Raw genomic sequence first — 12771 nt, forward strand, 5'->3', positions numbered from 1 at the left:
AGATAACTTATTTTCCGATGAATTGCTGCGTCCAGTAGTTGCCAGATTTCACATAACCAACACCGATATGTGTATAGTTTTTGTTTAAGATATTGGCTCTATGACCTTCACTGTTCATCCAAGCAGTCACCACTTCCTGTGGAGATCTTTGACCTTGGGCAATGTTTTCACCTGCTGTTTTGTAAGTGATCCCGAATTTCTTCATTTGATCAAATGGAGATCCGTAAGTTGGGCTTGTATGAGAGAAATAGTTTTTATCTTTCATATCTTGAGATTTTGCGCGAGCAGATTTGCTTAGTTTTGAATCAACAGAAAGTGCTTTTAATCCTTGCTTTGCACGCTCTTTGTTTGTAAGCTCAACGACTTCTTTTTCAAATGCATTCAAGCTGCTGTCTGCTTTTGCTGTCGTTGTGTCTTTTTGATCAGCTTTTGTATTGTTGTTTGTATTTTGTTTTGCTGGCGCACTTGGTTTAGAAGCAGTAGGTTTTTTCACTGATTCTTGTTTTTGTTCATTTTTTGCTTTGTTTACTTCTTTTACCACTTTTGTGCCAGTAACAGGTTGACCGCTTTTGATCAGCTTGTTTAAAAGAGCTTCGATCTCTTTTTGATTCGACTTGCTTAGCTTGTTTACATCTGAAGAGATATGTAATTTTGTAGCTAATGTATGAAGATCAATGGTTTGATGCTGTACATGTATTACTTGTTTCAGGTTAAGCTCCTTCGCATCAGCTGAATGTCCCCCAGTGAACGTGATGAGTGCAGCAGCCGTTAGCGCTGAAAAAAAGAATGATTTCTTCTTCATATTGTAACTCCTCCTAAAATCTTTGTTTTGTTTTCTCACAGAAAATCATAACATGGACTTTTTGTTATAAACGTACCAGCATCCTCCATTGACAATGCCTGTTTGTCATTTTTGTTAAAGTCACAAAAAAAACCGCCTCATATCAAAGGATAGGGAATTCTTCCATTTAATGAAAACGACATAAACATACCAATATTTTAAAGTGTTAGTATATTTTTTTGCATAATAGGGATTGACAGCTTTTTTTCGCTTGTTTCGCTGTAACAACTATTACAAAAGTGTTACAATAATGAGTGGTAATTGTAAAAGATTGAAAGGATGAGAGGAGCTACATAAGTGGGAGAGAAACAGCATCAAGGTGGTGCCGAGCAGAAAAAATTCAAGCGCCGGAACGCCTGGAGGATTAATCTCTTTTTCTTCGCTGTCTTTAGTTTGTTTGCTGTGCTTGTGATCAAGCTTGGTGTACTGCAAATCGTCAATGGTGAGGATTATAAAAAGCAGGCTAACCGAACAGAGGTCAAAACAGCATCATACCCGTCACCAAGAGGAAAAATGTATGACGCGAGAGGAAGAATCGTCGTTGATAATGAAAGTGTACCTGCCATCGTTTATACATCAGAAAGCGGTGTAAAAGCGAAGGATAAGATTAAGGTAGCAAGAAAACTTGCGACTTATATAAAAATGGATACTGATTTTTTGAGAGAGCGTGACATTCGAGATTTTTGGCTGGCAAGCCATCCGAAAGAAGCGGATAAGCTCATTTCAAAAGCAGAGCAAAAGAATCTTAAAGCAAAAGATGTCTATCCGCTTCAAGTAGAGCGCGTGCCTAAGGAAGAGGTCAAGGCGATCGAAAAAAATGCAGAGGAAAAAGCAGTTGCAGCGATCTATCGTCGATTTACAGGCGGATATGCCTTTGAGCCTCAAATCGTGAAAGCAATGGACCCAAATGAAGAGAAAAAAGGGGACGAAAAAGTTGCTTTACTCGATGAAACAAAAGAGTCAAAGCAGGCATCATCTGTGAGTTTGACCTATGAAGAGATTTCACTTGTATCAGAGCATCTTGATGAACTACCTGGTGTGAATGTCATCAATGATTGGACAAGAAAATATCCGTATGAGAAGACCCTTTATAATGTACTTGGCGGTGTGACCACACCAGAGCAAGGGATTATAAAAGAGCGTGAAGATTACTATATGGCAAGAGGCTACTCACGTAATGACCGAGTAGGGAAGAGCTATTTAGAGTATCAATACGAGGATTTTCTGAACCCGGAGAAAGCGACCGTTCAATATACTCAGGTTGGCGGGAAGCTGCTCGATGAAATCAAGCGGACAGAGGGACGAAGAGGACTTGATCTTGCACTGACATTTGATATGGAGCTGCAAAAGGAAGTCGACAAGATCGTCGAATCAGAGCTTAGATCCGCTAGTGCGAGAAACTATATGATGGACCGTGCATTTGTCGTGATGATGGACCCTAACACTGGGGATGTTCTCGCGATGTCTGGCAAGAAAATGGACGGCAGAGACGTCACTGATTATGCCATCGGAACATTTACGACCCAGTACGAAATGGGCTCTGTAATCAAAGGAGCCACAGTACTTGGCGGTTATCAGGACGGAATGTCGCACAACCAATCCTATATGGATACACCGCTCTACTTTGCAGGGAGTGGTGGAAAGCCGAAACGGTCATACAAAGTTCTTGGATGGGTCAATGATCTACAGGCTCTCCAAAAAAGTTCCAACGTCTACATGTTCCAAGTAGCGATGAGAATGGCGGGCATCATTTATCAAAAGGATGGTCCGTTACCGGCAAGACCTGAGCACCTGCAAAAAATGAGAAACTACTATGCGCAATTCGGCCTCGGCGTGAAAACAGGGATCGATTTGCCGCAGGAATCAAGCGGGATGCAGACACATCCGAAGACGGTCGGCGGACTTTTGCTCGATGAAGCAATTGGGCAGTATGACACGTATACACCGCTTCAAGTTGCCCAGTACATGTCAACGATCGCCAATGGAGGAAATCGCGTTCAACCAAGAGTGGTGAAAAGCGTTCACCTTCCAACGAAGAAGGATGAAGTAGGCCCAGTCGTGAAAAAATACGAGCCGAAGGTATTGAACACGATTAACAATTCGAAAGCAGATATTGACCGCGTCAAAATGGGACTGAAAATGGTCACATCGACCGGCGGTACTGCCGCTGGCCGCTTTGGTCAGCATGATGTCTCAGGAAAAACAGGGACGGCCCAAACCTTTTACTATGGTGCTAACCGCAGCTGGTGGGGAAACCCCACTTACAATTTAACCTTTGGAGGATATTATCCATCGTCCAATCCAAAAGTAGCTTTTAGTGTCGTGACACCTTATGTCTCAGACAAAGATTCCGTCATTAAAACCATCCCAAGTAAAATTATTGATAAGTACGTTGAATTACAAAAGAAATACGAAAAGCAGTAAACAGCAGAGAGCACATCAAGAGAATGTGCTCTTTTTTGCTGAAAATATGGACGTTTCCCTCGATGACGGAAGGAAAATACGGGTTTTCTAGCGAATCTTTTTTATACATCAATCTAAGGACAACCCTAAAAAATGAAAAGGAGGGTCGGACGACGATGGAACAAAAAATGAAAGATTCGAATCAGCTTTATTCGAATATCGATTTACATGCCGTTCTTTCTTCTAATGGCCGCTTTCTCTACATTTCTTCTAACTGTAAGCAGCTTTTGCTCTATGAACAAAAGGATTTACTAGGGTGTTTTTTGAAAGACTTTGTTCATACCGAAGATCAATTTCTCGTCGAGAGTTATTTCTACAATCAGCACATGCTAGAGATTTCCCACTTTAGGCTGCTTAGAAGTGACCTAACAGCTGTATGGATTGAAGCTAGTATTGATTTTGTTGCTTGTGATGAGTTAGACAGTGAATTAAGTAGAGAAATGATCCTAAAAATGAGGGTGCTGGACGCTGAACCGCAAAAAGCAGCATTTCAAACAACATCAGAAGTGTCAGAACAGTCGTTAGGCAGTCTGCCGGCTTTCCAACATGTCAGTGAAGCTGAACAATTGATTGCCATGCTGCCAAATCCGTTATGTATTACGATTTTAGGGGAAATTGTTTATGCGAATGATGCGATGCTTCAATTAATGGGGGTATGTACAAGAGATGACATGATCGGCAAAACTGCATTTGACTTTATTGCTGAGGAGTACCATGACATTGTGAGAAGCCGAATTACAAGGCTGCAACAAGGTCTTCCAGTCGGAATGATTGAACAGATTTGGAAGCGGAAAGATGGGAGCAGCATTCATATCGAAGTGAAGTCATCACCAACGATCTATCAAAATCAGCGGGCAGAGCTTTTGCTGTTAGTAGACATCTCATCCCGTAAGAAATTCCAAACCGTTCTGCAAAAAAGCCGGGAGCGGTATCAGCTGCTCATCCAAAACTCCATTGATACGATTGCGGTCATTCACGATCACAAATGGGTGTTTATGAATGAATCAGGCATTAAATTATTTGAAGCCGAGCATTACGATAAATTAATAGGAAAAGATATTTTTCATCAAATCCATTCCTGTGACCAGCCAAAAGTGAAAAAAAGCATATCACGTATTATTGAAAGAGCATCAGATTCTGAGATTGTCACGATGAGCTGTCATACGTTTAAACACAAACTGATTTATACAGAAATGGTGTGTATCCCAACTACATTTTTTGGAGAAACAGCCGTTCAAATTATTTTAAGAGATATATCCGAACGTAAGCAGACAGAAGAGCTCATGCTCCGATCTGAAAAATTATCGATCGCAGGCCAATTGGCTGCGGGCATTGCACATGAGATCAGGAACCCATTGACTGCCATCAAAGGCTTTTTGCAGCTCATTAAACCGAAAACAAAAGATCGGGATCAATATTTCGAGATTGTTTTCTCTGAACTGAGCCGGATAGAAATTATCTTAAGCGAGCTGCTCATGCTGGCAAAACCGCAGCAAACGGCATCGATGCAGACACTTGATTTGAAAAAAATCATCAGCGAAGTCACGGCTTTATTAGAAACACAAGCGAACTTAAATGGCATTTTAATGAATACAAGTGAAATAGAAGAGGATCTCCTGATGAACGGGGATCAAAATCAGCTCAAGCAGGTGTTTATCAATTTAATCAAAAATGCCGTAGAATCCATGCCGGACGGAGGGCAGGTTGACATTACGGCCAAAGCAGAAAGAGATGGAATTCACGTCACCATTCGTGATGAAGGGGTTGGCATTCCTGAATCGGTCATGAAGCGAATAGGAGAGCCCTTTTTAACGACAAAGGAAAAAGGGACTGGACTTGGCCTTATGGTGACATTTAATATTTTAGAAAATCACAACGGGACGATCCGTGTGGATAGTCATCCCGAAAAGGGCACCGTATTTCACATCATGTTTCCTGCAAAATAAAAACAACGGCAGGAGAGCCGTTGTTTCAGTCTGTTAAATGAATAGAACGCTTTTCAAGAACGAATTGTTCTAGGCGGTCAAGTCCTTCTTTCAGTGTTTCAAGTGAATAAGCATAGGATAGACGCACATACCCCTCGCCGAGTGGAGAGAAAGCAGACCCTGGTACGACAGCAAGTCTTGTACTTTCTAACAGCTCCATACAAAAATCAAAGGAACTCATCCCAAACGATTCAATGGATGGAAAAATATAAAAAGCGCCAGAAGGCTTAATGACCGGAAGCCCCATAGAAATGAGCCGATCATATACATAATCGAGCCTTTTCTTATATTGCTCTCTCATGATGAGTGCATCATCCACACCATTTGTCACAGCTTCAAGTGCCGCCTTTTGTGAGACAGCCGAGGCACAAGACACGTTATATTGATGTACTTTTAATACATGTTTAGCAATTGGAGCTGAAGCAAATAAAAAGCCAATTCTCCAACCAGTCATGCTATGAGACTTAGACAGTCCGTTAATCACAATGGTCTGTTCCTTTAAGAAAGAAGCGATTGAATGATGCGGCCGGTCAAATGTCAGCTCGCTATAGATTTCATCGGATAAAATAAAGATGTTTTTTCCTTCAAGGAGCTGGGCAATCTCGTTCAATTCTTCTTCTGAAAGCGTGACACCAGTTGGGTTTGAAGGATAAGGAAGCACAACACACTTTGTCTTTTCCGTTAATGCATCCTCAATCAGCTTGGCATTTAATTTAAAGCCAGCATTCGTTGTGTCGATATGTACGGGCTTCCCCCCGCACATTCGAATGATCGGTTCATAGCCAGGGTAGACAGGTCCAGGTAGAATCACTTCATCACCCTCTGACAAAATGGTTCGAAACGCAGCATCAATCGCTTGACTTGCACCTGTCGTCACAATGATCTCTGACTCTGCATCATAATCAAGGTTGACTTTCTTCTTGATGTAGTGCTGGATTGCTTGTCTTAGCTCTAGGAAACCAGCATTATGAGTGTACGAAGTAAAATTCTCGTCAATGGCTGCTTTTGCAGCTGTTTTGACATGATGCGGCGTATAAAAATCGGGCTGGCCTATCGTCAAAGAAACGACATCCTCATATGACGATACGAGATTTGAAAATGTTCGAATGCCTGAAATTTCAATATCCTTTACTCTTGGATTCAGCAAATGCTCCATTTCTCATCACCTTAAAAATTTATGTTTTTATCCTATTTTACCATTCACTGCATAAATGTCACCTGCGAAAGGCACTGGATATCATTATCTGTAGTCTATTCTCCTATTCATCACAGCATGAGTGATATATTGAAGAAAGAGCAACATTTATTATAGCGTAACCTCACGAGAAAATACAGGCTGCGATAACATGATTAGAAAACGGCAAAACGGTGTAAACTGAAAGAACGTGAGAATCAGGGTCATGGGAATTGCTTTCATAGACATACGATCTCCTAAAGGAGGACGATAAATGGAACAATCAGCGAAGACATCAAAAATAGCGTTTCTATCCGTGATGAGTAACACATTTGTTGTCATCTTAAAAATCATTGTAGGTCTGCTCACTGGATCTGTTGCGGTTTTATCAGAAGCCATTCATTCTTTTCTCGATTTAATGGCATCTTTTATTGCATTTATCTCTGTTCGTATTTCAAGAAAGCCAGCAGATTCTAAACATCCTTATGGACATGGAAAAGTCGAAAATATTTCTGGAACGATTGAGACCTTACTGATTTTCGTTGCGGGCATTTGGATCATCTACGAATGTGTTCACAAATTAATGCATCCAGAGCCAGTCAAGCTGCCTGTACTTGGCATTGTGGTGATGCTGATAGGCGCGCTCATCAATTTTATCGTATCGAAGGTTGTGAACAAAGAGGCAGAGCGAGTACATTCTGTCGCCATGAAATCGAATGCATTGCACCTGTTAACTGATGTGTATACGTCATTAGGGGTCGCATTCAGTTTATTGCTTGTCGCATTAACCGACTGGTATTTCTTAGATCCGATCATTGGAATGATACTTGCTCTCTTTATTATGCGTGAAGCATTTAAACTCATGAAAGAAGCCTTCCCGCCGCTCGTAGACGCCCGGCTAACGCCCGAGGAAGAACAATCGATCGAAGCAATCATTCAAGGATTCAGTCAAGAATTCATCGAATATCATGACTTTCGAACAAGACGATCCGGTGCAGAGGAATATATTGATTTTCATTTGATTGTAGATGGCAAGACAACGATAGAAGATGTTCATCAATTATGTGATCGAATTGAAGAGAAGATTCAGCAAGATTTTCCGCATGCACAAATCTTTATTCATGTAGAACCTGAAAGTGAAAGAAGCACGCAAACGTAAAAAGGCGATCAACCAACTTAGGTTGTATCGCCTTTTTTTACGCTTCATCTATGAAATGAAATCAATATCCATAAGCAGTATCGTAATCTTCATACCAAGAGATATAAGCTGCGTCATCATTTGACAAATCATGCTTCATGTCTAAAAAATCAGCTTCGCAAATATCTTCAATCACAGTCATTTCATTGTTATTTAATAGTACGACAGTTCCCATCATGAACACCTTTCTTTAAAAAATCCTTGACTATTGTACCATGTGAAGAACCATTGTCAACAGCAGAATGGAAACAAGACGAAAATATCACAAAATGTTAAAAAATCAGGAGGTAAAAGAACTAGAATTACCATGATTTTCACAAATTTTCAGTATTTATTCACATAAATCATTGAGGACGAACTGATCTAAAATATATGTAAAAGTGTAAAGTTACATTGATCTTGCGATATTCATAAGATATAATAACGAATGATTATAAGAAATTTATAGAAAACATACATAATAAAGGAGAAATAGGATGGAAACAAACATAACAGAACCACACATTCAAGAAAAGAAACATCCTGAGCTAGCAGGCGTAGGCTATCGTTTTCTTGCACACCTTTTGGATGGTATCATCATCGGCGTACCATATTCTTTTATCATGTTTATTTTGGCAACACTCTTTTTTGTCTCAAGTCCAGAGGCAGCATTGATGATGGATGACGACAGCTATTACTATTCAACAACTGTTATGACAGATGAGGAATGGGCAGTGATTATGGGACTTATCTTTTTCTATATAGGAGCGATCTTGGTCGGTATTGTGGTGACATGGCTTTATTACGCCATCATGGAATCATCAAAACTGCAAGGAACGCTTGGTAAGATGGCTCTTGGGATTAAAGTGACAAGAGTAACGGGCGAAAAAGTGACATTCGGCCGTGCAACAGGTCGCTTCTTTGCAAAAGGCTTTTTGTCTCCAATCTTATATATTGGCTACATCATTGCCTTTTTCACAGAGAAAAAACAAGCACTTCACGATTTAATTGCAAGTACCATTGTTGTGAAGAAATAATGAAAAAAAGCACCTCTGCTCAATCGTAAGAGGTGCTTTTTGTATAGATTGCTTGTATGGAAGAGGGACGTATGACATAAAATAGAATGATAGTGAAAAATCAGGCAGGGAAGGGAGACAAACGATTGAAAACAGGGAAAAAGCCCATGCAGAAAAAAGGGGCAGGCTTCGGTCTGTTTTTGACAGCACCCATTTTGGCCTGGGCATTGTATGACTTTGCAAATACGATATTTTCATCGAATATGATTACCATTTTCTTCCCGTTCTACTTGCAGGAAACAATCGGAGACAGTGCGAGAATGGATCAGATCGCTAGTACATTTATTTCTTATGCAAACGCACTAGCCAGTTTTTTTCTCGTCATTTTCACACCATTATACGGAGTCCTGATCGATCGTACAGGAAAAAAGAAGCGCTATATCACAGTGTTTACTCTAATATGTATAGCTTGTACATTTTTGATGGGGATCTTTGCTGGGATTGATTTCTCAAGCGAATGGTTTGGGCTGCCTGTCTCTTTATTAGTAGTGGTCACCTTGTTTGTGATTGCAAAATTCTTCTATCACTCGAGCCTAGTGTTTTATGACACCATCCTGCCCGATCTTGGGACAAAGGATGAAATACCGCTTATTTCTGGATTTGGCATTGCCGTTGGTTATTTAGGGACACTTGTCGGTCTCACAGTTTATTTACTTGTTGGCAATGACCAATTTCATGAAGCATTTATTCCGACAGCACTATTATTCTTTCTCTTTTTCCTGCCATTTCTCTTTTTTGTAAAAGACCCTCATCCACTGCCGCAGCCAGAGAAAAAGGCGTCATTTTTCAGCGGGTATAAAGAAATTATTCGCACGTTTAAAGAGATGAAACATTACAAGCCGGCTTTTATCTTTATGATTGCTTTCTTTTTTATGAATGATGCCCTACAGACAGCGATTGCGATGATGGCGGTGTATGCCAAAATCATCATTGGCTTTACTGCTGGACAATTTATTCTGCTTTATCTTGTGTCGACCATTTCAAGTATCATTGGCTCCTTTTTATTTGGATATATCACAAAAGCGATTGGGGCAAAGCGCTCGATTACAGTCGTGTATGTGATTTTGATCGTTGCCCTGATTCTGGCTGTCACAGCCACAACGGAATGGGTCTTCTGGGTGGCTGGCAGTTTATTCGGTATTTCACTCGGCGCAAGCTGGGGGGCATCACGAATATTGATTATTGAGCTGACACCGAAGGAAAAGAGAGGACAGTTTTTTGGTCTCTTCGCATTCTCAGGGAAGGTGTCTTCCATTATTGGACCCATCATTTATGGGTCAGTCACTCTGCTGTTTGCAGAGCACGGAAACCTCGCAAGCCGCCTTGCGCTAGGGTCTTTACTTATTCTTGCAGCGATAGGACTTGTGATTCATCAATTCGTACGAGAGAAAGCGTAAAGAAACGTCAACTTTTTACCTATGCTGCCGATATAAAAAGTACAATCTTATATTGAAGAATAGAGGGATTTCCGTGGCTTTAAACAAACAAGAAATTTTACTTGACTCTGGTACCAATGAATTGGAAATTGTGAAGTTTGAAATTGGTTCAAATCAATTCGGCATTAACGTCATGAAAGTAAGAGAAATCATCCAGCCGGTTGAGGTGACGGCAGTACCGCACTCTCATCAAGATGTAGAAGGGATGATTAGTTTACGAGGCGAGATTTTACCAGTCATCAATCTATTTTCCTTTTTTAATGTCGAGTCAGATCAGTCAGAACAAGAGAAATATATTGTGACTGAATTCAACCAACGGAAATTTGTGTTCCATACAGGAACGGTATCACAAATTCACCGCGTCAGCTGGGAAGAGATTGAAAAGCCAACTGCACTCAATCAAGGGATGGAACGTCATTTAACCGGTATCATTAAGCTTGATGAGAAAATGGTTTTCCTTCCAGATTATGAGAAAATCATTTATGATATTGAATCCGCTTCTGGAGTAGAAACGTATCATATGTTTGACGGTGAGAAAGACGAGAGAAGAACAGGGAAGAAGCTTTATGTCGTTGAAGACTCTCCGCTTCTCATGCGTTTATTAGCAAATGAATTAACCGAAGCAGGCTATAAAAACATTGTGACCTTTGAAGACGGGAAACAGGCATATGACCACGTCATGGACCTTGTCAGCAAAGGAATTACTGTGACAGAAGAAATTGATATGATTATTACAGATATTGAAATGCCTAAAATGGATGGTCACCGATTAACGAAACTGTTGAAGGAAAATCCTTTAACAAGTTCCATACCGATTCTTATCTTCTCTTCGTTAATCACTGAAGATTTGCGCCATAAAGGGGAAACAATTGGTGCAGATGATCAAATTAGTAAACCAGAAATTCATCAGCTGATTGAAAAAGTCGATCACTTTATTATCTAAAGGAAAAACCACTCGTCATGAGTGGTTTTTTGTTTAAAAATAACTTTCCCCGAGTCGTTTGAAGACGGGCTTTGTATAATGTGATTTTTGTTTTGTGGCGGTAGGTTTTTCTTTTAAACCGACATACGTTTGAAGCAGTTGCTTTGCTCGGTTTAATGACATATTCGCTTTCGGATTGCGATATGATTGATTTAAATTTCCTAAGTGTGGCAAAAATTCGAAGTCTTCTTTGGTTGGTGGCAGGTGAAAATAATAATCTCCAATTTCAATCAGCACGTCGGACTGTTGTTGACTATATTTGGGATTGTTAGAGAAATGTAGGCCCACTTTTCTTCCTTTACCTTCTTGCAATAGTTTTTGCAGCGCACGTTTTTTCAAAAGATAAAGAAACTTGGGATTTGGTGCGGTTTTAGCATGGCGGTTAACAGTATAAATGGCTTTTGCGATGTTTTCTGCTGTAGGTTCTATGTCTTTAGTATGAGCATAATCGTCCATTTTTTCTCTCCTTTGTCTTTCGTCTTCCTGTGCTTAGTATAAATTATACGTTTTTATTAGTAAATTGCAAATAGACTTATTTTAAAAAGCGATAGGATTTCCATTGTTCTTATTTACAATAGCCATTCATGACGGTTCTAAAACGTGTTTGTATATAAAAATGACAGAATGGTGTGCAAAGACACTAGTATCTATCCATCATGATTTTTCTTCAATCTGTTTCAGTTACAAAGAATGCGGCGCTTTTAATTTTCTATATGCTAAAGGTGTCGTATTTTTTATTCTTTTAAACATACTAATAAAATAACTTGTGCTGTTGAAGCCGACTTTGTAAGCAATTTCGGTTATATTGAAATCTGTTTCTTGAAGCAGGATGAGACTTTGTTGAACTCTATATTCATTCACATAATGAAGAGGTGTCTTCTTTAGAATATCTTTGAAGTATCTGCAGCATTCAGATCGGCTTAGCTGACCTGCTCGAGCGATATCTTGAAGAAGCACCTTTTCGTGATAATGCTGGTGAATCCAATTCAGCATAGGTTTCATCCGTTCATTTTTATCATGCTGCCGTGCATCATATTTTATTTGAAAGCCATTTTGTAATAAACATTTCCACATGGTGATGAGTTGAATATTGAGTTCAAGCTCATAATATGCTGGAGTTTCATCAATTAATCGCTGAATGGTTTGAATACATTGATAGATATGATTTGGCCAGTGGTCTTTTCGGTTCAATAAAATATAAGGTGTCTGACTCGCATGCATATAAGGATGAACGAAAGTGGTAAATAATTCATTGGCTGTGATGAAATGTGGGGAAACGTTTAGACAAAGATATGTACAAGTTGTCCCATTCGCATCTTTTGCCATATGCAGGCAGCCACTATTGATGAATACGCCATCTCCTTCCTTCAAACATATCGTCTCTTCATTGATGTGAAATTCAGCTTCCCCCTCTAAAATAAAAACAAATTGAAATTCGTCATGCCAGTGAAGAGGGATGCGGCCGCTTCTATGATCACAAATTTTCGTATGATAAAGAGCGATAGACCAGGTCGTAGTAGAATGCTCCGTTAATTCTTTCAAATTGTAGTCAACAAGAAAATGATGGTTGTTCATGGTTCTCCTCAATATTCTTTTATTTTTATGTTCAATTGATATATCAATATGTAACAAAGTGA

Annotated in this window: 11 protein-coding genes; 6 read left to right on the forward strand and 5 right to left on the reverse strand. The window is 39.8% G+C overall.

The window, feature by feature from the left end; translation table 11 throughout:
- Positions 1-7: 7 nt before the first annotated feature.
- Positions 8-802 (reverse strand): CAP domain-containing protein, encoded by a 795-nt coding sequence (locus tag NSS78_RS06700; RefSeq protein ID WP_003212087.1) that lies wholly within the window; start codon positions 800-802, stop codon positions 8-10.
- Positions 803-1138: 336 nt separating this feature from the next.
- Here NSS78_RS06700 and NSS78_RS06705 point away from each other — a divergent pair, with 336 nt between their 5' ends.
- A complete protein-coding gene (locus NSS78_RS06705) occupies positions 1139-3265 on the forward strand; it encodes a penicillin-binding protein 2 (RefSeq protein WP_050945152.1) in 2127 nt (708 codons plus the stop codon).
- 155 nt (positions 3266-3420) lie between these two features.
- On the forward strand, positions 3421-5250 hold the full coding sequence (locus tag NSS78_RS06710) for a PAS domain-containing sensor histidine kinase (RefSeq protein WP_137054703.1): 1830 nt from the start codon (positions 3421-3423) through the stop codon (positions 5248-5250).
- Between the two features lie 25 nt (positions 5251-5275).
- On the opposite strand, the gene NSS78_RS06715 is transcribed toward NSS78_RS06710, so the two are convergent.
- Positions 5276-6445 (reverse strand): aminotransferase A, encoded by a 1170-nt coding sequence (locus NSS78_RS06715; protein ID WP_137054702.1) that lies wholly within the window; start codon positions 6443-6445, stop codon positions 5276-5278.
- Between the two features lie 292 nt (positions 6446-6737).
- Here NSS78_RS06715 and NSS78_RS06720 point away from each other — a divergent pair, with 292 nt between their 5' ends.
- Positions 6738-7622, forward strand: a complete 885-nt coding sequence (locus tag NSS78_RS06720) for a cation diffusion facilitator family transporter (protein WP_137054701.1) — start codon at positions 6738-6740, stop codon at positions 7620-7622.
- A gap of 61 nt (positions 7623-7683) precedes the next feature.
- Here the strand turns inward: NSS78_RS06720 and NSS78_RS06725 are convergent, their stop codons facing one another.
- Positions 7684-7839, reverse strand: a complete 156-nt coding sequence (locus NSS78_RS06725) for a hypothetical protein (protein ID WP_342468320.1) — start codon at positions 7837-7839, stop codon at positions 7684-7686.
- 298 nt (positions 7840-8137) lie between these two features.
- On the opposite strand from NSS78_RS06725, the gene NSS78_RS06730 reads away from it, so the two are divergent.
- From NSS78_RS06730 to NSS78_RS06740, 3 genes are all read left to right on the forward strand, one after another.
- A complete protein-coding gene (locus NSS78_RS06730) occupies positions 8138-8677 on the forward strand; it encodes an RDD family protein (protein WP_003211813.1) in 540 nt (179 codons plus the stop codon).
- 125 nt (positions 8678-8802) lie between these two features.
- A complete protein-coding gene (locus NSS78_RS06735; RefSeq protein WP_212045811.1) occupies positions 8803-10113 on the forward strand; it encodes an MFS transporter in 1311 nt (436 codons plus the stop codon).
- A gap of 73 nt (positions 10114-10186) precedes the next feature.
- Positions 10187-11095, forward strand: coding sequence for a chemotaxis protein (locus NSS78_RS06740; RefSeq protein ID WP_212045812.1), 909 nt, complete (start codon positions 10187-10189; stop codon positions 11093-11095).
- Positions 11096-11128: 33 nt separating this feature from the next.
- Here NSS78_RS06740 and NSS78_RS06745 read toward each other — a convergent pair whose 3' ends face one another.
- The gene (locus tag NSS78_RS06745) at positions 11129-11590 is read right to left on the reverse strand and encodes a YkyB family protein (RefSeq protein ID WP_012009774.1); all 462 of its coding nucleotides are present in this window, start codon (positions 11588-11590) and stop codon (positions 11129-11131) included.
- Positions 11591-11815: 225 nt separating this feature from the next.
- Positions 11816-12709 carry an AraC family transcriptional regulator gene (locus tag NSS78_RS06750; protein ID WP_327840594.1) on the reverse strand — a complete coding sequence of 298 codons (894 nt, stop codon included), beginning with the start codon at positions 12707-12709 and terminating at the stop codon, positions 11816-11818.
- Between the last annotated feature and the right edge of the window lie 62 nt (positions 12710-12771).

This window comes from Bacillus sp. FSL W8-0920, assembly GCF_038593215.1.
Lineage (GTDB): Bacteria > Bacillota > Bacilli > Bacillales > Bacillaceae > Bacillus > Bacillus pumilus.

What these genes read in the sequence shown, in the direction of transcription:
- NSS78_RS06700 (WP_003212087.1), bottom strand. Translation starts at nt 802, where the DNA reads ATGAAGAAGAAATCATTCTTTTTTTCAGCGCTAACGGCTGCTGCACTC.
- NSS78_RS06710 (WP_137054703.1), top strand. Translation starts at nt 3,421, where the DNA reads ATGGAACAAAAAATGAAAGATTCGAATCAGCTTTATTCGAATATCGAT.
- NSS78_RS06715 (WP_137054702.1), bottom strand. Translation starts at nt 6,445, where the DNA reads ATGGAGCATTTGCTGAATCCAAGAGTAAAGGATATTGAAATTTCAGGC.
- NSS78_RS06720 (WP_137054701.1), top strand. Translation starts at nt 6,738, where the DNA reads ATGGAACAATCAGCGAAGACATCAAAAATAGCGTTTCTATCCGTGATG.
- NSS78_RS06725 (WP_342468320.1), bottom strand. Translation starts at nt 7,839, where the DNA reads ATGATGGGAACTGTCGTACTATTAAATAACAATGAAATGACTGTGATT.
- NSS78_RS06730 (WP_003211813.1), top strand. Translation starts at nt 8,138, where the DNA reads ATGGAAACAAACATAACAGAACCACACATTCAAGAAAAGAAACATCCT.
- NSS78_RS06745 (WP_012009774.1), bottom strand. Translation starts at nt 11,590, where the DNA reads ATGGACGATTATGCTCATACTAAAGACATAGAACCTACAGCAGAAAAC.
- NSS78_RS06750 (WP_327840594.1), bottom strand. Translation starts at nt 12,709, where the DNA reads ATGAACAACCATCATTTTCTTGTTGACTACAATTTGAAAGAATTAACG.